At 59.7% G+C, this 21,034-nt stretch carries 16 protein-coding genes and 1 riboswitch; of the genes, 12 read left to right on the top strand and 4 right to left on the bottom strand.

Features of this window, described 5'->3' with window-relative positions; translation table 11 throughout:
• Nucleotides 1–50: 50 nt before the first annotated feature.
• The 4 genes from PY649_RS22295 to PY649_RS22310 form a co-directional block, all read right to left on the bottom strand.
• The gene (locus tag PY649_RS22295; protein WP_285870882.1) at nucleotides 51–2,231 is read right to left on the bottom strand and encodes a xanthine dehydrogenase family protein molybdopterin-binding subunit; all 2,181 of its coding nucleotides are present in this window, start codon (nucleotides 2,229–2,231) and stop codon (nucleotides 51–53) included.
• Nucleotides 2,232–2,242: 11 nt separating this feature from the next.
• Nucleotides 2,243–2,698: a (2Fe-2S)-binding protein gene (locus tag PY649_RS22300; protein WP_285870883.1), complete on the bottom strand. Its 456-nt coding sequence runs from the start codon at nucleotides 2,696–2,698 to the stop codon at nucleotides 2,243–2,245.
• Nucleotides 2,699–2,804: 106 nt separating this feature from the next.
• Complete coding sequence (locus PY649_RS22305; RefSeq protein WP_285870884.1) at nucleotides 2,805–3,347, bottom strand: hypothetical protein; 543 nt, start codon at nucleotides 3,345–3,347, stop codon at nucleotides 2,805–2,807.
• Between the two features lie 515 nt (nucleotides 3,348–3,862).
• Nucleotides 3,863–5,047, bottom strand: a complete 1,185-nt coding sequence (locus tag PY649_RS22310; protein WP_285870885.1) for a low temperature requirement protein A — start codon at nucleotides 5,045–5,047, stop codon at nucleotides 3,863–3,865.
• Nucleotides 5,048–5,850: 803 nt separating this feature from the next.
• Nucleotides 5,851–5,961: riboswitch (guanidine-I (ykkC/yxkD leader) on the top strand.
• Nucleotides 5,962–6,034: 73 nt separating this feature from the next.
• Between PY649_RS22310 and PY649_RS22315 the strand changes: the two genes are divergently transcribed.
• The 12 genes from PY649_RS22315 (at nucleotide 6,035) to PY649_RS22370 (ending at nucleotide 21,023) form a co-directional block, all read left to right on the top strand.
• Nucleotides 6,035–7,108 (top strand): putative urea ABC transporter substrate-binding protein, encoded by a 1,074-nt coding sequence (locus PY649_RS22315; protein WP_285870887.1) that lies wholly within the window; start codon nucleotides 6,035–6,037, stop codon nucleotides 7,106–7,108.
• Nucleotides 7,109–7,168: 60 nt separating this feature from the next.
• Nucleotides 7,169–7,987 carry an ABC transporter permease gene (locus PY649_RS22320; protein ID WP_285870888.1) on the top strand — a complete coding sequence of 273 codons (819 nt, stop codon included), beginning with the start codon at nucleotides 7,169–7,171 and terminating at the stop codon, nucleotides 7,985–7,987.
• Entirely contained in the window at nucleotides 7,984–8,733 is a 750-nt protein-coding gene (locus PY649_RS22325; protein WP_285870889.1) for an ABC transporter ATP-binding protein, read from the top strand. Before PY649_RS22320 ends, PY649_RS22325 begins: the two co-directional genes overlap by 4 nt.
• Before the next feature lie 109 nt (nucleotides 8,734–8,842).
• A complete protein-coding gene (locus PY649_RS22330) occupies nucleotides 8,843–9,658 on the top strand; it encodes an urea amidolyase associated protein UAAP1 (protein WP_285870890.1) in 816 nt (271 codons plus the stop codon).
• 15 nt (nucleotides 9,659–9,673) lie between these two features.
• The gene (locus PY649_RS22335; protein WP_285870891.1) at nucleotides 9,674–10,324 is read left to right on the top strand and encodes an urea amidolyase associated protein UAAP2; all 651 of its coding nucleotides are present in this window, start codon (nucleotides 9,674–9,676) and stop codon (nucleotides 10,322–10,324) included.
• 5 nt (nucleotides 10,325–10,329) lie between these two features.
• Nucleotides 10,330–13,866 (top strand): urea carboxylase, encoded by a 3,537-nt coding sequence (gene uca, locus PY649_RS22340; protein ID WP_285870892.1) that lies wholly within the window; start codon nucleotides 10,330–10,332, stop codon nucleotides 13,864–13,866.
• On the top strand, nucleotides 13,866–15,668 hold the full coding sequence (gene atzF / locus PY649_RS22345; RefSeq protein ID WP_285870893.1) for an allophanate hydrolase: 1,803 nt from the start codon (nucleotides 13,866–13,868) through the stop codon (nucleotides 15,666–15,668). Before uca ends, atzF begins: the two co-directional genes overlap by 1 nt.
• A 346-nt stretch (nucleotides 15,669–16,014) precedes the next feature.
• A complete protein-coding gene (bioB, locus tag PY649_RS22350) occupies nucleotides 16,015–16,998 on the top strand; it encodes a biotin synthase BioB (RefSeq protein WP_285870954.1) in 984 nt (327 codons plus the stop codon).
• A gap of 5 nt (nucleotides 16,999–17,003) precedes the next feature.
• Nucleotides 17,004–18,137 carry an 8-amino-7-oxononanoate synthase gene (locus PY649_RS22355; RefSeq protein ID WP_285870956.1) on the top strand — a complete coding sequence of 378 codons (1,134 nt, stop codon included), beginning with the start codon at nucleotides 17,004–17,006 and terminating at the stop codon, nucleotides 18,135–18,137.
• Nucleotides 18,134–18,772: a dethiobiotin synthase gene (gene bioD, locus PY649_RS22360; protein ID WP_285870895.1), complete on the top strand. Its 639-nt coding sequence runs from the start codon at nucleotides 18,134–18,136 to the stop codon at nucleotides 18,770–18,772. The genes PY649_RS22355 and bioD overlap by 4 nt, the downstream gene beginning before the upstream one ends.
• Nucleotides 18,769–20,040 (top strand): adenosylmethionine--8-amino-7-oxononanoate transaminase, encoded by a 1,272-nt coding sequence (locus PY649_RS22365; protein ID WP_285870897.1) that lies wholly within the window; start codon nucleotides 18,769–18,771, stop codon nucleotides 20,038–20,040. Before bioD ends, PY649_RS22365 begins: the two co-directional genes overlap by 4 nt.
• Nucleotides 20,040–21,023 carry a beta-ketoacyl-ACP synthase III gene (locus tag PY649_RS22370; RefSeq protein WP_432761389.1) on the top strand — a complete coding sequence of 328 codons (984 nt, stop codon included), beginning with the start codon at nucleotides 20,040–20,042 and terminating at the stop codon, nucleotides 21,021–21,023. Before PY649_RS22365 ends, PY649_RS22370 begins: the two co-directional genes overlap by 1 nt.
• Nucleotides 21,024–21,034: the final 11 nt, after the last annotated feature.

The raw sequence follows: 21,034 nt of genomic DNA on the forward strand, positions 1-21,034 counted from the left end.
TCGAGCACGTCTTTTCTGGGATGATTTGCAAATCGAGTGGCAATTCACCGTCACGTCGCACCTGACAAGTCAAGTGGCAGTGAGTGCAGATGACGGCCGATTGCAGCCGCGACCGCGTTGCCAATCGCAGGGGCAACCGGCGGCAACCCAGGTTCACCGATACCAGTCGGCGATTCCGTTGATTCAACAATATGCACTTCAACCCGCGGCATTTCGCGCATGCGCGTGGGCTCGTAGTCGTCGAAGTTGCCTTGCTCGACCAAGCCATCTTTCAACGTAATGCGATTACGCAACACCATGGACAGTGCGAAGCCAATAGCACCTTCGACCTGGGCGACAAGCACATCGGGATTAATGGCGATACCAACATCGATGGCCGACACTATGCGCTCAACCGAGACCTTCTCACCGTCAACCGCGACATCTGCCACCATGGCCACACGAGTTCCAAAAGACTTATGGAACGCAATACCGCGCCCCTTTCCCTTTACGAGAGTTTCACCCCAGTTTGCTTTGGCGGCAGCGAGCCGCACCACAGCGACGTTGCGCGCATCATCTTTGAGGAGGTTAAGGCGAAAAGCCACGGGATCGACACCCGCCGCAGCCGCCAGTTCATCGATCATTGTTTCCATGGCGAATGCGGTATGCGTATTGCCGATCGAACGCCACCAGAGTACAGGGACATTCGAGTCGATGTTGTGCTGTACGACGTAAAAATCAGGGATTGCGTAGGGTGTGTCCACAACCCCTTCGACACTCGTCGCATCTAGTCCGTCTTTATTGACGCTGGAGGCCTCAAAGGGTGTACCGACGAAAATCGGTTTGCTGGCCAACCTATGTTCCCAGCCGGCGATTGCGCCATTTGGAGCGAGGCCGACGCGCACCTTGTGCATAGCCATCGGGCGATAGAAGCCGCCTTTGATGTCATCCTCGCGCGTCCACACCAAATGTACCGGTGACCGACCCTCAATGGCCTTAGCGGCCAAGGCAAGCTCCCTTGTCCAGTCAGAGACAGGATTGCCGCGTCTCCCAAAGCTGCCACCGCCAAGCAGAGTGTTGATCTTTACTTGCTCAGGCTTCAATCCCAGTGTACGTGCCGCAACGAACTGATCGATGGTCTGTAACTGGCAACCCGACCAGATCTCTGCCCCGTCTGATTTCAACTCCATCGTACAGTTCAGGGGTTCCATCGGCGCGTGTGCGAGATAAGGGAAGGTAAATTCAGCCTCGATCGTCCTGGCAGCCCTTTTTAGAGCACCGGCCACGTCGCCGCGTTCAGCCGCCTTCAGGCCGGGTTTAGCCATCTGGCTGCGATACTCGTCATAAATCTCATGCGTGGAGCGCTTTTCGGCTTTAGTTGTGTCCCAGGTAACCTTGAGCGCCTTCCGCCCAACGATCGCGGCCCAGGTGTTCGTGGCGTAGACCGCAATCCCGGTCGGCAGTTGTTTCACCTCGACGACGCCAGGAACCCGCAACGCGTCCGTCGCATCGAAGGACGCGACCGTCGCCCCGAATTGATCGGTATGCCGAACGGCAACGGTAAGCGTATCCGGCCGACGAATGTCGAGCGCAAAGATTGCCTTGCCCGTTGTTTTCTCGGGACTATCGAGGCGCGGCAGACGCTTGCCGATCAGCTTCCAGTCCTTCGGTTCTTTGAGCTTAACCTCTTTTGGGACAGGTATGGTCATCGCAACGGAGGCGAGTTCGCCAAAAGTGGCGCTTCGGTCGCCACTGCGTAGAACGCCACGCTCGATCGTGATGTCTTCGGGTCTGACCTGCCACCTCGAAGCAGCGGCGGCGAGAAACATCAACCGCGCCGCAGCTCCGACTTGACGCATTTGAGTCCAGGACTCGATGGTCGACGTAGTGCCGCCTGTCGCTTGGACGGGGCCGAAGAGAAGATTGTTGTAGAGTGCGGCGTTGGCGGGGGCAAAAGCGAAGCGCATCTGTGCCCAGTCAGCGTCAAGTTCCTCAGCTACCAATGTAGCAAGTCCGGTCGTGATACCTTGACCCATTTCGAAGTGTTTGCTGAGCACTGTGACCGAATTGTCAGGCGCTATTTCAAGAAACACGTTTGGATCGAAGATTCCTTGGGGCGGCCCTCCGGCCTCTTGTGCCCGTGCCTTGGTAAATGGCAGGAAGGTCCCGATGACGAAGAGCCCGGCACCAGCTGCAGCGCCACGCAACAGCGCGCGGCGCGAGAGCGAAGGAGTGGAAATCGAGATATTCATAGCAGCAGCCCTCATCTTAACGTTCGGGCGGCTTCATGAATTGCGGCCTTAATCCGCACATATGTGCCGCAACGACAGATATTGCCCTCCATGCCCAAGTCGATGTCTTCATCGCTCGGTGCCTTGTTCGCGGAAAGCAAGGTGATCGCGGACATGATCTGACCGGATTGGCAATAACCACACTGTACTACATCAAGTTTTTGCCAGGCCCCGATCACTGCCTGTGCAACGGGGCCGTCGACAGCTTCGATCGTGACAATCTCCCCGTCACCCACATCGCCAACCATCACTGAGCAAGATCGTGCAGCTTCGCCATCGATATGCACGGTGCAGGCACCGCACATTGCGCGACCACAACCGAACTTAGTGCCCGTCAGATCGAGAAGATCCCGCAAAGCCCACAGCAGCGGCATTTCGGGGCTGGCATCAAGCTCAACAGGCTTACCATTGACTTTCAAGGATATCATGCTGGGTTACCTTATTGATCTGGCTTTACGATTTACATTTCCGGGCAGGCCATATCACCCTTAACCCAGACCTTCATTGCGGCGACAAACTCGTCATGCGGCATCGCTACTGGCTGCCGGTCACCACCGGGATGCCATCCCATTGCACTAGCGGCTCATGATCCATGTGTTCTATCAGGGCGGCGCCGTCGCGATTACCATTGCCGCTCCTATCCTTTAGCATTTCACACAGCTGCTTGCTGGAGAGGCCCTGCCACAGCATTGAGATGGGCGCCAGTTGCCACAACCCTGGCGTGCCCGCGCCCGGAGTTCCTGACGTCTCGTTATTACCCATCGCATTGTGGCAATTGCCACAGCGCATAGCACCTACGCCGTGATTGTCTGGGCCGCGGACGACCAACGGAATATGCACACGCCGGCTATCGCCCTGCAGCGGCGTGACCGCCTGATGACAATTGAGACACCGTGGGTGGTCGAGTACCGTAACGATCTGATTCCAGGCCGCAACCGCCTCGAGTTGATCTGTCGGGGCGACCTCAGCCCTGAGATTTCGCGTCGGCGAAAGAACTAGCCCCACCATCAGCACAATGCTACCCGCTACAATTGAGAGGTAACCGACGCGCGCGAGTGGTCTGTTGAGAGATTGCACGTTTGGTCCTCTTGTTTTCCGACAACCGTCTCGCCTTAAGACTTTTACAAAAGGCTGTGTCGCCAATACTTATTGCGCTCTCTGGAATACTGCATCGTTAGATGTCTTTGGGGATATCACTTCTTCCCTGATCGATAATTATGGGTTTTCCGGCATCAATGTCCGAAAACCACGAACAAGCTGCGCCCGCCCAGTTGTCTCGAATCCGACTTGACCAGGGCCACCCTTCTGCTTCGGCACCCCCGCAGAAAACATCCCGTGTCATGCCCAGTTTAGGGAGCTCGACGACTGGATGGGGAAGGCATGAAAGACATTGTGGTGCCGGCGGCGACTTGCCGACCGTCTCATCAGCGGAGGAACCCGACAGTCATAGTCGATTGAAATTTGTTCAATCGGCTGTGGGTCCCTGCCGATCAAAGGCACGCGACAATCACCGTAACGGCCAAAGCAACGTTTCAAGCGAACGCCATGACCTCAGCGCATGAGACTTGCTCGTCTTTTGGCGATATTCCCGCTCATTGTGGCTGGGATCGCAAATGGCCATGAACTCGCCGCTCCCAGAAACCAATCGCAAGCAGCACGCCGCTTGTTATCCAGCCCGCAGCGATCAAATGAACTTGGGCGAGAACAGGTATAAGTGCGACGAAGACAATTCCACCAATGATGTGTGAATATGGTACGGTTCTATAAACAACGCCTTTATATATGGAGCTTCCAATAAGATAAATTGCAGGCCCGGCGGATAGTACAAGGGCATAAGCAACTTTCACTCCATCGTTGGGATGAGACATCACCAAGTCGTTGCCAACAGCGGCTGCGATGATACCTACAATCAAGATCGCATGGACATAATGAAGATAAGCTCCAATACACCCGGGATCGTCCGATTTTGTAATTGTACGCGTTGCGTCCTTGATAGATATCCCAAAATATAACCACCACATCGCGAGCGTGCCGAGAAAGGTCGCCAGCACGGCCGACATTATTATTATATCCCAGGTGTCTGTCTCCGCGAGCATCGCACCAGTTGCGAGCAGTGTCTCACCAAGTGCGACAATTACAAATAGTTGGCAACGCTCGGCCAGATGGCCGCCTTCAATTGTCCAGTCACTCGTCCGCGAACGCCCGAGGATCGGAAGCGCAAAGCCGAACATCGGCGAAATATATTCGCATAATACGGCAAATACCCAGAGAGAAGCCCGTATCCAATGCTCGGTAAAGGCTCCGGCAAGCCAAAAGCATGCCGATATCATAAGCCATCCCAGCATACGTCTGTAATTGGCCGACAACGGATGCGAACTTCCAAGCTCATATGCAATGTATGCCGTTCTTCCCACTTGAATAGCAGCGTAAGAGCCTGCGAAGACGAGGCCGTGATCACCGAAGGCATCTCCGATAGATGAAGACATGACGAGCGCAAAAAGCATTGCGCCGAACAGCATGCCGCGTATGCGCGGCGTCTCCGGATCGAACCAAATTGTTACCCAGCAGGTATATTGCCATCCGAGCCAAACAGCGAACCACAGGATCAAAGTCTCAATCACGCCTGCGAGTGTAAGGTCGTGCAGCAGCTTATGGCTCAGTTGGGTAACTGCGAAGACATAAACGAGATCGAAGAACAGTTCCTCGAATGTCACGCGCGCGTGATGGCCGTCTCGCCGACGTAAAGGCGGATGAGATCCAGTCTTATGCGATTCCATCGATGCAGGGCTCCTTAGGACGTTAATGTGCGTTGAAAGTCCTCACAACACGCGATGGAAGGGAGGAAGTGCGACCAGTCTGATCAGCCGGCGGCGTCCACTCCGGCATTGTTGTGGTCGAGGTGAGAGACAGCATTTGAGCCAAGTTGATCTCGGCCCTCATTATCGATGCGGGCGGGCGCGGCTCGTATTCCCCCTAGCGTGGCGGCTGCCACGCTTGAGGTCTCGGCACCGCCTCGCCGCCGGCTTCAATCGTAAGCTCGAACTTACAAGGCCGGCGAAAGACCAGTCAGGCCCTTATTATTGAGGTTCCTTGAACTCATGGCACAGCGATACACGTAGTTAAGTATTTCAATTATCTCGATAAAGGGGCTCAATCCGGCAACACTTGCCGGGTCCAGCGAACAATATGAAAACACGGTCAATAACATTGACCTGTATTCTCAAAAGCATGACGCCAAATCGATTAAGCCACGAAATGGCGCATCAGAGTTGAGGTCAGCCGCGCTCGATGTTCTCCACCTCCGACGCCGTAATAAAAGTTCGGGTTGGTGTGGTGCCGCATGGTTTAACGGTCTGGCCACAACCTGGCAGGTATTCGCCGGGCGATAACCGTCGCTGATGGCGTTTGGGCGCCAGTGGCTCCCTGCCTGTCTCTTCACCCGCAAATGATGGACAGGCTATTTTTTGGCCACGCGACGAGCGACTGATCAATTGATGAGCAGTTTTTCACCCGCGCGCCTTTCTACAAGCCGGAATCCTGTGTTTTCAGACTTGGCATACCGCTTGCTTCAAAGTTTCGCAGAGTTGGTGGCTAGGGTTCCGGTGCGCGCTGCGCATGTCTGGTCCGAGAGCTGCCACCGCGCGGGGAGAAATCCCGCATGGATGCACGGCGGGATAAAAGCCCGGGAGACCTCGTTAGCCAAGGGATTGGCGGCGTTGGTCTATGCCGATCCCTTTTTGGACATAAGCAAAAGGGGAATACCAATGCAGACTTTCAAGAGCTTTATATCCATCACTTTCATTGCGGCATCGTTGGCCCTATGCGGCGGTGGCGTAGTCGAGGCCGCGCCGAAGAAAGAATTCAAGGTCGCCTGGTCCATCTATGTCGGCTGGATGCCCTGGGGCTATGCCGCCGACCACGGCATCGTCAAGAAATGGGCCGACAAATATGGCATCAAGATCGATGTCACGCAGTTCAATGACTATGTGGAGTCGATGAACCAGTATACGGCAGGCGCCTTCGATGCCGTGACGCTCACCAATATGGATGGCCTGTCGATCCCGGCTGCGGGCGGGGTCGATACGACGGCCGTCATCGTCGGAGACTTTTCGAACGGCAATGACGCCGTCATCCTGAAGGACAAGACAAGCTTAAAAGACATCAAGGGGCAGAACGTCAATCTCGTCGAGTTCTCCGTCTCGCATTATCTTTTGGCTCGTGCGCTCGAAAGCATCAAGCTCAGCGAACGCGACGTGAAGGTAGTCAACACATCGGATGCCGATATGGTGGCCGCATACAAGACGCCCGACGTGACTTCGGTCGTCACCTGGAACCCCTTGGTATCCACAATCCTCGAGGATCCCTCCGCCAAGAAGGTATTCGACAGTTCTCAGATCCCCGGTGAGATCATCGACCTGATGGCCGCCAACACAGGCGTGCTGAAAGACAATCCGGATTTCGGCAAGGCACTTGCCGGCATCTGGTATGAGACAGCAGCGCTCCTGAGGGCCGACACCGCAGAAGGCAAGTCAGCGCGCGAGGCGATGGGTTCGGCGTCCGGAACCGATGCCGCCGGCTTCGAAGCCCAGCTCGCCGCGACCAAGCTCTTCGACAAGCCGGCCGATGCCGTTGCCTTTACCGCTTCACCAAACCTGCCGAAGACCATGGATCGCGTTCGTGCCTTCCTCTTCGAAAAGGGCCTGCTCGGTAATGGGGCGCAGTCCGCTGACGTCATTGGCATTGAAATGCCCGACGGCAAGGTCCTGGGGGACGTCGGCAATGTGAAGCTGCGCTTCACCGAGATCTACATGAAGACCGCAGCCGACGGTTCCCTCTGATCGCGACAGGCGGCGCGGCAAACCCGTGCTGCCCCTTTCCTTCACTAGCGGAGCATTCCCATGCGTTGGATCAACACGAGGCCGAGCCGGGGCGCGCAGTTTGCTTTAATGACACTGCCCTTCGCACTGGTCGTCCTCGCCTATGCCGTCAGTTCGGCAGCCCGATTGGCGGAGAACGTCAATGACAAACTTCTGCCGAGCCTTGGCGGCTTTGCAGATGCAATCAACAGAATGGCGTTCATTCCGGATACGCGAACCGGAGAGATTGTGCTTTGGGCGGATACGCTGGCGAGTATAACCAGGCTTTCCTCGGGACTTGCGATCGCGACCGCAACGGCCCTAGTCGTAGGCATGCTGATTGGCATGCTGCCCTATGCCCGGTCACTGCTCTCTCCATTCATTGCCGCGGTATCGATGGTTCCGCCTCTGGCACTCTTGCCTATCCTTTTCATTGCGCTCGGATTGGGGGAGGTTTCCAAGATCGCGCTGATCGTGATCGGCGTCGCTCCGGTTATGATCCGCGACCTGGCCTTGAAGGCAATCGAGCTGCCACGCGAACAGATCATCAAGGCGGAAACCCTTGGTGGCAATTCCTGGCAGATCGCGCTGCGTGTCGTGCTGCCGCAGATTCTTCCAAGACTCATCACTTGCGTCCGTTTGCAGCTGGGGCCGGCGTGGCTGTTTCTGATAGCAGCGGAAGCGATCTCCTCCGACTCCGGACTTGGCTATCGCATCTTTCTTGTCCGTCGCTACCTCTCGATGGATGTGATTTTCCCTTATGTGGCGTGGATAACGCTCATTGCCGTGCTGACTGACTGGCTGCTGGATCGCCTGCGTCTTGCCGTGTTCCCCTGGTCGGCAACGGAGGGCAACACATGAGTGCGATCAGCGTCGACAACGTGTGGAAGGAATACGGCGACCAGATCGTTCTGGAGAATGTATCGATTGAGGTCGAAAGCCGTTCGTTCATCGCTCTCGTCGGACCATCCGGATGCGGAAAGTCCACATTCCTTCGCATGCTGCTCGGGCAGGAACGCCCGACACGCGGCACGATCCTTCTTGACGGGCAGCCATTGCCTTCGGAGCCCGGCCGGGATCGCGGCGTGGTCTTCCAGAAATATTCTGTGTTTCCGCATCTTACCGCTCTCGGCAACGTGCTGGTGGGCAAGGAACTCACCGGTTCGAGGATTACGGGCAAGTTATTCGGCGCCGCCCGCAAAGCGGCGGTGGAAGAGGCGCGCGCCATGATCGTCGATGTCGGTCTGTCGGGGGCCGAGCAAAAGTATCCCGCCCAACTCTCCGGCGGTATGCAGCAGCGGCTCGCTCTGGCCCAGGCCCTCCTCATGCGCCCGAAAGTCCTTTTGCTTGACGAGCCGTTCGGCGCGCTCGACCCCGGCATCCGCACCGAGATCCATCAACTGATGAAACGGCTGTGGCACGAGACGCCGATGACTGTCGTGATGGTGACCCATGACATGCGCGAGGCATTCACGCTTGCGACCCGCGTGATCGCGTTCGAACGGCGGCGCGACCGACCGGAGGAAAAGCTTCGTTACGGTGCGACGATCACCAGTGACATCCCGATCTGGCCACCCCGGCGCGCCGGGGTCGTCGCCACGTCTTGAAACGGCTCTCTCCAAATCGGGGTGCCGATTTACTGCCCGGCCGGGACGACCCGGTCGAGGGCCTGATATCGCCGGGACGACCCGCGCATAACCGCCATGGAGCAACCCCATGCACGTCAAACGTCCTGCAGAAGAAATCGCCGCCAACCGGGCGCGCTATGAGGAGCATCAGAGAAAGGGGCTTGAGTTTGCTCCTAAAGCACTCCCGGGATTTAGTGCCCTAGCCGAACCGGCTGTGGACGATGAAAACATCGTGCACCGCGAAATCATTCCTGGAGGCTGGTATTGGGCAACGAGATTGGGAGCCGCCGAGCTTATTAGAATCAGCCTCACACATGGGCATTCGTCGCTCGCCATGATCGCCTGGAACGCTGACGACCGGTCGGAGCGGATCAATCTTCCCGACACCGTTAAAGTCCAGTGGACCACGGAGCTGTCGAAGGGACGAGTGATCTTTTCCGACATGGGCCGTATCATGTTCTCCATCACCGAGGACACGTCGGGCGCCCACGATTGCCTCGTTGGCGGCTCCAACGCATCAAGCAATGCTCGCTACCAGGAATCGAACCTGCGCGACACACGCGACAACTTCGTCAAACTGGCAATGAAAGCCGGCCTTGATCGGCGGGATATTCCGGCCGCGCTGACCTTCTTTGCCCCTGTGCGCGTTGATGCGGAGGGCAAATTTTTCTGGAACGCGGGCCTTCTCAACGGTCCGGATTACGTCGAATTGCGTGCCGAGATGGACATGATTGTCGGCTTCTCCAATTGCCCGCATCCGCTCGATCCGAACCCGCTCTATGCGCCGAACCCCGTCACCGTCACGCGGCTTGCGGCAAGGCCTGCTGCCGCTGACGACCTTTGCCGCACCGCGACCGTCGAGGCCGTGCGCGGCTTCGAAAACAACTTAGCTGCGAGCCTTTGAGCCGGAGAGACGATCATGACCGACTTCAACCAGACCGCCCTCTCACGCACGCTCGAAAACGTCGCGCCGGACCATTACATTCCTGCTGAGAAGCCGTTTTCCACGGTCATCCGCAAGGGCCAGACGATACGCATAGAGGACAGCTACGGCCAGCAGGCCATCGACACGCTCTTCTACCGCGCCGATGATTATTCCGAGCGCTATTCCAACCAGGACACGATGCGCGCGCAAAACGCCGCCTACATCTCCACCGGCACGAAGATCATGTCGAGCGAAGGCCGCGTCATGCTGACGATGACCGCCGACAGCTGCGGCCGCCACGACACATCGGCCGGCGCATGCTCATGCGAAAGCAACACGGTGCGCTTCGGCCATGATACGAAATATCTCCACGCCTGCCGCGACAATTTCGTCGCCGAGATAGCCCGCTACGGCATGGGCAAACGCGACATAGCACCCAACATCAACTTCTTCATGAATGTGCCGATCTCGCCCAATGGCGGCATGACCATCGTCGACGGCATTTCCGTGCCCGGCGACTATGTGGAACTGAAGGCAGAGATGGACGTGCTGATGGTCATCTCCAATTGCCCGCAGATCAACAATCCCTGCAACGGTTTCGATCCGACGCCGATCCGCGTTCTCGTCTGGAACGAGGAGGCGTGAGCGCCATGTTCAAGAAGGTTCTCATCGCCAATCGCGGCGAAATCGCCGTCCGCATCGTCAAGACCTTGCGGAAAATGGGCATCGCTTCCGTCGCCGTCTATTCCGATGCCGACCGGTTCGCAAAAGCAACGCTTTTTGCCGATGAAGCGGTGCGGCTCGGCCCGGCACCCGCGAGCGAAAGCTATCTGAACATCGAAGCCGTAGTTGCCGCCTGCAAGGCGACCGGCGCGGAAGCTGTCCATCCAGGCTATGGCTTCCTGTCGGAAAACATCGGCTTTGCCGAACGGCTGAAGGCCGAGGGCATTGCCTTCATTGGCCCAAAGCCTGAAAACATCGCCGATTTCGGCCTCAAGCACACGGCTCGCGAGCTGGCGAAAAGGAGCGGCGTGGCGCTGCTGCCAGGCTCCGACCTGCTTGGCTCAGTGGAGGACGCGCTGGCAGCGTCCGAAACCGTCGGCTACCCGGTCATGCTGAAGTCGACCGCCGGCGGCGGAGGCATCGGCATGCAGCTTTGCTCCGATACTACAGCGCTGAAGGCGGCTTTTGAGACCGTGCAGCGCACCGCGAAGGCCAGCTTCGGCGATGCGCGCGTCTATCTGGAACGTTTCGTCGCCAAGGCCCGTCACGTGGAGGTGCAGATTTTCGGCGACGGCCAGGGCCGGGTGATCGCGCTCGGCGAACGCGACTGCTCGCTCCAGCGACGAAACCAGAAAGTCATTGAGGAAACGCCTGCTCCCGGTCTTTCGGATGCAGCGCGCCAACGGCTCCATGCGGCGGCGATCGCGCTTGGTCAGCAGGTGAGGTACGAATCCGCCGGCACGGTCGAGTTCATTTATGACGCCGTCCGCGAGGAATTCTACTTCCTAGAGGTCAACACCCGGCTGCAGGTGGAGCATCCGGTGACGGAGACCGTGTTCGGCGTCGATCTCGTTGAATGGATGATCCGGCAGGCTGCCGGCGAAGACGTGCTGACGGGCAACGAAAATCTGATGCCGAAGGGCGCGGCGATCGAGGCGCGCGTCTATGCGGAAATGCCCCATGCCGATTTCCGCCCGAGCGCCGGTCTCCTCACCGAAGTCGTCTTCCCGGAAACGGCGCGTGTCGATAGCTGGATCGAAACCGGCACGGAGGTCACTCCCTTCTACGATCCGATGCTTGCCAAGGTCATTGTTTCAGGCACGGACCGCGCGAACGCGATCGCCAATCTCTGCGCCGCGCTCGCCGAAACCTCGATCTCGGGCATTGAAACCAACCTCGACTATCTGAAGGCAATCGCCGCATGCGATCTCTTCGGCAGCGGTGACGTGGTAACGACCGCGCTCAAGGATTTCGTGTTCGTGCCTGACGTGGTGGAAGTGATCGCCCCCGGCGCGCAATCGAGCCTGCAGGAACTGCCCGGCCGGCTCGGTCTTTGGCATGTCGGCGTGCCGCCGAGCGGTCCGATGGATGAACGTTCCTTCCGGCACGCCAACCGGCTGGTGGGCAATCATGACCACACGGCCGCGCTGGAGCTGACGGTATCCGGCCCCGTTTTGAAGTTCTTCTCGGATTTGACCGTGGCGCTTTCCGGTGCGGACATGCCGATGAAACTCGATGACGAACCGGTTCCCCACGACACCGTGATTGCTGTAAAAGCCGGACAGACGCTTTCCGTAGGAGCGATCAGAGGCCCGGGCCAGCGCGCCTACCTCGCCGTTTCTGGCGGTTTCAACGCGCCCGTCGTGCTCGGTTCGCGCGCCACCTTCGGCCTTGGCCAGTTCGGTGGCAACGCCAGTGGAACATTGCGCGCCGGCCATGTGTTGCGGCTTGCCCGCGCGCCGCGGGCCGACGTGAAGCCGGCCAGCGAGCCCGCCGAGCTCTCCCGCCAATGGTCGGTCGGCGTGCTCTACGGCCCGCACGGCGCACCGGACTTCTTCCTTGAAGAGGACATCGAGACGCTGTTTGCGACGGAATACGAGGTGCATTTCAACTCGGCCCGCACCGGAGTGCGCCTGATCGGGCCAGCCCCGAAATGGGCACGTACTGATGGCGGCGAGGCCGGGCTTCACCCCTCAAACCTCCATGACAACGCTTATGCGATCGGCGCCATCGACTTCACCGGCGACATGCCGATCATCCTTGGCCCGGATGGCCCCTCGCTCGGTGGTTTCGTCTGCCCCGCAGTGATCGCCGCCGATGAGCAGTGGAAGATGGGCCAGTTCAAGCCGGGCGACAGAATCCGCTTCCATGCCGTGGCGCGTAGCGAAGATCCGGTCGCCGGTCCGGCCGTCAAACGTATCGGCGAGGATGCCGGCTCGCCGATCGTCGGCAAGCGGAAAGATCGTGAGGTTTCCGTCGTCTACCGCCGTCAGGGCGACAACAATCTCCTGGTGGAATATGGGTCGATGCAGCTCGATGTCGGCTTGCGACTGCGTGCCCACCTCCTGATGGAGGCAGTGAAGGAAGCAAAGCTTCCCGGCCTGATCGACCTCACTCCCGGCATCCGTTCTCTGCAGATCCACTACGACGGATCGAGCTTCGCACGCTCGCGGTTGCTCGGTATGCTCTCCGACATCGAGGACGGCATGCCGTCGGTGCATTCGGTCAAAGTGCCGAGCCGTACCGTTTGGCTGCCGCTGTCGTGGAACGACCCGGACGCGGAACTTGCCATGCGCAAATATCAGGAACTGGTCCGGCCCAACGCGCCGTGGTGCCCTGACAACATCGAGTTCATCCGCCGCATCAACGGCCTTGCCGACGAAGAGGCGGTGAAGCAGACAATCTTCGATGCCTCCTATCTCGTCATGGGACTTGGCGACGTCTATCTCGGGGCGCCCGTAGCGACGCCGCTCGACCCGCGCCACCGGCTCGTCACCACCAAGTACAACCCGGCCCGGACGTGGACACCGGAAAACGCCGTCGGCATCGGCGGCGCCTATATGTGCATCTACGGCATGGAGGGACCCGGGGGTTATCAGCTCTTCGGTCGCACTATCCAGATGTGGAACACGTGGCGGCAGACCGCCGTGTTCGGCAAGGACAAGCCATGGCTGCTCGATTTCTTCGATCAGGTGCGCTTCTTTCCAGTCAGCCATGCAGAACTGACCGAGGCACGCGCCGCCTTTCCGCACGGCGGCTATCCCATCCGTATCGACGAAGGGGAGTTTTCCTATGCCGGCTATGAGGCGGAGCTTGCCCGCAACGCCGCAAGCATCGGCGCTTTCAAGGCAAGCCAGCAGGCCGCCTTCGAAGCGGAGCGTCAGCGGTGGAAGGCCGAGGGTCTCGACAGTTTCGTGGTCGATGAAGGGAGCGGCCCCGGGCTCGGCGGCGACATTCCCGAGGGCTGCTTCGGCATCGAGAGCGCGGTTCCCGGCAGTGTCTGGAAAGTGCTCGTCGAGAACGGCCAGAGGGTGGAAGCAGGAGAAACGCTCGCCATTATTGAATCCATGAAGATGGAAATCACCGTTACCACCCACGCGCCGGGTCGCGTCCGCGATCTGCGCGCAGGGCCGGGTCGCAATATCAAGGCCGGCGATGTGCTGGTTATTCTGGAGGACGCCTGATGTTTCCCGCTTTTCTTGATCTTTCCTCTTTGAAGGCCGCCTACGCCAGCGGGCTTTCGCCGCTCGACCTGGTGGATGAGGTGCTTGCGCGCATCGCGGCCTCAGACGACCCGGCGATCTTCATTACCAAAACCCCAGCCGACGATCTGAGGGCCGCTGCGCTTGATCTTCTTGCCCGTGCGCCGGAGGCAAACAGTCTTCCGCTCTGGGGCGTGCCTTTCGCGGTCAAGGACAATATCGACGTCGCCGGTCTGCCGACCACGGCTGCCTGCCCCGCCTTCGCCTACCGGCCGGAAAGGGACGCGACCGTCGTCGCCCGACTGAAAGCAGCCGGCGCGCTCGTCATCGGCAAGACCAATCTCGACCAATTTGCCACCGGCCTCAACGGTACGCGTTCACCCCACGGCGCACCGCGGTCGGTGTTCGACAAGGATTATGTCTCGGGCGGCTCCTCGTCTGGTTCGGCAGTTTCGGTCGCATCCGGTCTCGCAAGTTTCGCCCTTGGAACGGATACAGCCGGTTCGGGCCGCGTCCCCGCGGCGTTCAACAATCTCGTCGGCATCAAGCCGACACCTGGACTGGTGCCCAATGTCGGCGTCGTGCCGGCCTGCCGCTCGATTGATGTCGTCACGGTTTTCGCCGGGACGGTGGGCGATGGCGTTGCGGTCCGCAAGGTGATCGACGGTTACGATGCGGCCGATCCATTCTCGAAGAAGGCGTATCCGGTCCGCCTGCCGGCTTCGGGCCTTCGCATCGGCGTTCTGGCCGGCACGGAGCGCGAGTTCTACGGCAACGCGGCGTATGAAGCGCTCTACGATGCCGCTATCGAACGGGCAAAGGCGCTTGGCGCCGAGATCGTGGCCTTCGATTACGGTCCGTTCCGAGAGGCAGCAGAACTTCTCTATAACGGCCCTTGGGTTGCTGAACGCTTGGCGGCCGTGAAGGATTTCATCGTCTCGAACCCGGCGGATTTCGACCCGACCGTTCGCACCATCATTTCCGGCGCCGCGAAATATAGCGCCGTTGACGCCTTCGAAGGGCTGTACAAGCTGGAAGCGCTGCGCCAGAAGACGCTCGTCGAATGGGAGAAGCTCGACGTGCTTATGCTGCCGACCTCGCCTACCACCTGTACGGTTGAGGCGATGCTGGCAGACCCCATCGCCAGGAACGGCCATTTCGGCCGCTATACCAACTTCGCCAACCTGTTCGGCTATGCGGCAATTGCCATTCCCGCCGGCTTCGACGCAGAAGGACACCTGCCGGCTGGCGTAACACTTTTCGGCCCGGCCTTTTCCGACGATGCGCTTGCCGCGTTTGCGGACGCCCTGCACCGGGCGCTCGCGAGAGGAATGGGCAGGGATCGCCATGCTGGCTTACCGGAACCCTCGCGAATATCCGCCGACGACGATGGACTTGTTCCCATCGTCGTGGTTGGCGCACACCTCACCGGGATGCCGCTCAACCACGAGCTGACGCGCGCAGGCGGCAAATTTGTCAAAGCATGCCGTACGGCTGGCGACTACCGGCTCTTCGTACTCCCGAACGCTTCTCCGCCCAAACCGGGCCTCATCCGTTCGCCCGGACTCGATGGTCGCGGTCTCGCTGTCGAGGTATGGAAGTTGCCGCCCGGCGCTTTCGGGCGTTTCGTGCAAAACATTCCAGCGCCTTTGGGAATAGGAAAGGTGGTGCTCGACGACGGCAGCCAGATTTCGGGCTTCCTATGCGAACCATATGCACTTGAAGGTGCGCTTGAGATCACTGAACTCGGCGGCTGGCAAGCTTACATTCAAGGCAGGAGATAAAGCTTATACGGGTTGATCCGCGATCGTGACCGCGTGGGCAAGATCGAAGACAATGTTCGTTCGCCGGCTATGAATAACCCCAAATCGATCGGTATATCGTCCTGTCACCACGCCGTGTTCTTGCGACAAGTCGGTGAGGCAAGCGTGAGTGGATCATGTATCGTGTGCGATTGGTATCTGCGCCGCGTTGAACGTTGGCATTGTAGGCGCGTGATTTCTCCAGGCGCCTCTCCGTGACGGTTTGTGAAATCCGGCCCAGTTCATCTGAAATCAGCTCTTGCAAAATTATCGATAAAAATTACTGTCTATCGACAATCATACCTTGAGGGCGACCAAAGTGGAACAGATAACCAAAATTTCAGAGTGCTTGACGGCTTTTGCACACAGCATCACCTTGAGCGAAGCCAAAATTATCTATAATTTACCATTCAACGACCTACTCTTCCGGGCTCAAAACATCCATCGCGCGCATTTTGACCCCAACGCCGTGCAGATGAGCCGACTTCTATCGATCAAAACAGGCGGATGTGCAGAGGATTGCGGGTACTGCAGCCAATCCGCTCATTATCCGACCGGGCTGAAGGCCTCGAAGCTGATGGAAGTCGAACGAGTTGTCACCGAGGCTCGCAAAGCCAAGGATGCAGGCGCGACCCGCTACTGCATGGGAGCGGCTTGGCGCAGCCCGAAGGACCGCGATATGGACACGCTGGTCGCCATGGTCGAAGGGGTGAAGGCGCTCGGGATGGAAACCTGCATGACGCTCGGCATGCTGACCGAGACTCAGGCCTGCGACCTCGCGGAGGCTGGCCTCGACTACTACAACCACAACATCGACACCTCCGAGCGCTTCTATTCCGAAATCATCACCACACGAAGCTTCGCGGATCGGCTCGATACGCTGGAAACTGTGCGCATGGCCGGCATCAAGGTGTGTGCCGGCGGAATCCTGGGCATGGGCGAGACGGTCGAGGACCGGATCTCGATGCTGCTGACCCTGGCCAGCCTGCCCGTGCCACCGGAAAGCGTACCGATCAACCAGCTCATCCCCATTCCCGGTTCGAAGCTGGCGGACGCAACACCTGTCGATCCGATCGACTTCGTCCGCACGATCGCACTGGCACGCATCCTGATGCCGACCTCATATCTGCGCCTTTCGGCTGGACGCACCGAGATGAGCGACGAGATGCAGGCGCTCTGTTTCTTCGCGGGCGCCAACTCCATCTTCGTCGGTGACACGCTGCTGACGGCAGACAATCCCGGCGAGGATCATGATATAACGCTCTTCCGCCGCCTCGGCCTTTCTCCCATGCGGCTGGAGCCGGCGGTGTGACGACCATGCTTTCGGACTATAGCGCCACACTTGAGGGCTTGCGGCGCAAGGCGAGGCTGCGCAGCCTTGCGCCGCAGCGTGGCGTGGACTTTACCTCCAACGATTTTCTCGCTCTTGCCGGCGCGCCACGCCTCAAGGCGGCAATCATGGCGGCGATGGAGAGGGGCGTTCCGGCGGGCGCCGGCGGCTCGCGCTTGCTGCGCGGCAATCATCCCGAACACGAGGCATTGGAGGCGGAAGCCGCTGAGTTTTTCGGCGTGGATCGAGTGCTCTATTTCGGCAGCGGCTATGCTGCCAATTCAGCACTTTTCTCGACCTTGCCGCGGCGCGAAGATCTGATCGTGCACGACGCGCTCATCCATGCTAGCGCGCATGAGGGCATTGCGGCCAGCAAGGCGGCGGCCGTCGGCATCGCCCACAACGACGCCAACGCCTTTGATGAGGCGATCCGAAGCTGGCGCAGGAACGGCGGCAGAGGTCGCCCCTGGATTGCGGTCGAGAGCCTTTATTCCATGGACGGCGACAAAGCGCCGCTCGCCCAGCTTGCCGAAATTGCGAACGGCCACGAGGGCTTTCTGGTGATCGACGAGGCCCATGCCACCGGCGTTTTCGGCACGGGCGGCAGAGGGCTGGCAGCGGGATTGGAGGGGCGCGAAAACGTGCTTGCCCTGCATACCTGCGGCAAGGCACTCGGCGTGTCGGGTGCGTTGCTCGCAGTACCGGGCGTACTCGCCGATTATCTCGTCAACCGCGCCCGCGCCTTCATCTATTCCACTGCGCCGTCGCCTCTTATGGCGGCAGGCGTGCGCGAGGCCCTGCGCATGGTGGATGACGAACCTGAGCGCCGCGAGGCCCTGGAAGGTCTGGTCGCCTTTGTCGGCGGCGGATTGAAAAGCCGATTCGGCATGGAGCCGAGCGGGTCGCAGATCCAGCCGGTTGTCATCGGCGACAACGCGCGCGCGGTACGAATTGCCGAAACTCTTCAGGCGCAAGGTTTCGATATCCGTGCGATCCGCCCACCAACCGTGCCGGAGGGCACCGCGCGCTTGCGGCTGTCGATCACGCTCAACGTCGATTCGGAGCAGATTGCGCACATGCTGGATTGTCTGGCCGCTGCCATGGAGGAACACAGGAAATGACTGTCCGTTTCGTGGTAACCGGCACCGATACCGGCATCGGCAAAACCGTGTTTGCCGCGGCGCTGACGGGCGCACTCAACGCACGATACTGGAAGCCGGTGCAATCCGGACTGGAAGATGAGACGGACAGCGACATAGTCGCTCGCCTGAGCAAGCTGCCGGCTGAGCATATCCTGCCGGAAGCCTATCGCCTTTCCGCCCCGGTCTCGCCGCATCTTTCGGCGCGGCTCGATGGCGTGGAAATCGACCCGGCCCGGCTTGCGCCGCCGACCTGCGCTGGTCCGCTGGTCATCGAGGGGGCTGGCGGCCTGATGGTCCCTCTCACGAAAAACATGGTCTTTGCCGATGTGTTCGCCCGGTGGCGTATTCCCGTCATTCTCTGTGCCCGAACTTCGCTCGGCACCATCAATCACACGCTGCTGTCCATCGAAGCATTACGCAGCCGCGACATTCCCATTTGCGGTGTCGCTTTCATCGGGCCGGAAAATGCCGACACCCAAGCGACCATCGAGGCCATCGGGCAAGTGACAGTGTTGGGACGGCTGCCTCTTTTGGAAAACCTGACGTGTGAAATCTTGCGTCGCGCCTTCCGCGAGAACTTCGACACGGCATCCCTGATGGAGACACGCGCGTGACCCCCTCTCCCGTCTGGCACCCCTTCACACAACATGCCCTCGAAGCGCCGATGAAGCGCATCGTCGCGACCGAAGGGGCATATCTGTTCGATGAGGACGGCAATCGCTTCCTCGATGCAATCTCGTCATGGTGGGTGATCACCCATGGCCATCGTCATCCCGGCATCATGGCAGCAATCCGCGAAGCGACGGAGGCTTACGACCAGATCATCTTCGCCGAATTTACCCATGAACCGGCAGAAGTCCTCGCCGAACGGCTGCTCGCCTTCGCATCCTCAGGATTGAAACACGTCTTCTATTCGGACAGCGGATCGACGGCCGTAGAGGTGGCCATCAAGATGGCGCTCGGCACTTTCCACAATCGCGGCATCGCGCGTGATCGCATCGTCGTGATGGAACACGGCTATCATGGCGACACGATCGGCACGATGTCGGCGGGGGAGCGCGGCGTGTTCAACGCGCCCTTCGAGCCGCTGCTCTTCGGCGTCGACCGCCTTCCCTTTCCCGAACCCGGTCGGGAGCAAGAAACGCTCGATGCGTTCGAACACATTTGTCGCAAAGGAAAGGTCGCCGCCATCCTGATTGAACCACTGGTGCTCGGCGCGGGCGGCATGAAATTTTACGCAAGCACCGTCCTCTCCGCTTTGAAGGAAATCGCCGGCCGACACGGCTGCCTGTTCATTGCCGATGAGGTCATGACCGGCTGGGGCCGCACCGGGACGCGCTTTGCTTGCGAACAGGCAGGCGTGGCGCCCGATATCCTCTGCAGCTCGAAGGGCCTGACCGCGGGTGCCCTGCCACTGGCGGCAACCCTTTGCACAAGCGAGATTTATGAAGCCCATCTGTCTCGCGACCGGCGCAAGACCTTTTTCCATTCGAGTTCCTACACCGCCAACGCAATCGCCTGTGCAGCGGCTGTTGCCAACCTGCAGATCTGGCACGATGAGCCGGTCGAGGCCCGGATTGGCGAGCTAACGGCACAGCACGCCCTGCATCTACGGCGCTTCGAAGAAGACACCAGATTTCTAAACGTCAGGCAATGCGGGACGATCGCCGCCCTCGATCTCGCGGTCCCCTCCGGCGGCTACCTCGCCGAAGCTGGACCGCGCATGCGCCGGCTGTTTCGCGAACGCGGGCTGCTTCTGCGCCCACTCGGAAACGTCATCTACTTGATGCCGCCCTATTGCACGAGCGCCGGGGATATCGCGGCCGCCTATGACGCGATCGACGAAGTCGCCTCGCTCGTTCTGGAGGAGACTGCATCTTGATGCCCCTGTCGTCTCGCCTCGCGGGATTCGGTCATGCCGTTCCATCCCGCATCGTCCACAACCTGGAAATCGAAAGCCGGCTCGGTGTCGAGGCTGGCTGGATCGAAAGGCGCACCGGCATCCGATCCCGTCACTGGGCAACCGGAGGGGATACATTGAGCGGTCTTGCAGCCAAGGCCGGAGAAATGGCTCTTGAGGATGCCGGGATTGCGCCGGGCGAGATCGCCATGACCTTGCTTGCCACCTCCACGCCGGATCATCTCTTGCCGCCCTCGGCGCCGCTTCTGGCGCACAAGTTAGGACTGCAAAATTCCGGAGCTATCGATCTTGCCGGCGCTTGCTCCGGCTTCCTCTATGCGCTGACGCTGGCGGACGGTTTCGTGCGCGCGCATGGACGGGCGGTGCTTGTCGTCGCGGCCAATATTCTGAGCCGCCGCATCAACCCTAGAGAACGTGCCAGCGCCGTTCTGTTTGCCGACGGCGCCGGCGCGGTCGTGCTTGCCCCTTGCCGAAGCGAGCAAAGTGGCCTCAGGGCAGCCGTCCTGGCTTCGGATGGAAGCGGCTACGATCTGATTACCATCCCGTCCGGTGGCAGTAACCAGCCGTTTTCTCCAGAGACGCCGGCGGATCAGGTGCTGATGACGATGCCTGATGGGCGCGAGGTCTTCTCGCGCGCTGTCGATCTGATGACACGCACCTCGCGCCAGGCGATAGATGAGGCGCTTCTGACGATCTCCGCCATTGATCGTTTCGTTCCGCACCAGGCCAACCTGCGTCTTTGCGACGCCGTTCGCCACAATCTCGAACTGGAGGAAAGCAAGCTTGTCAGCACGATTGCGGAATTCGGCAACTCTTCAGCCGCGACCATTCCGTTGTCCCTTTCCGTCGAAAATCGCCTGAAACCGTTCAAGCGGGGAGAACACCTTCTCATGACCGCGGCCGGTGCAGGCATGGCGGGCGGCGCCGTCATCTTTGCTGTATGAACAGACGCGGT

The sequence above is a fragment of the Rhizobium mayense genome (assembly GCF_030272705.1).
Taxonomy (GTDB): Bacteria; Pseudomonadota; Alphaproteobacteria; order Rhizobiales; family Rhizobiaceae; genus Rhizobium; species Rhizobium mayense.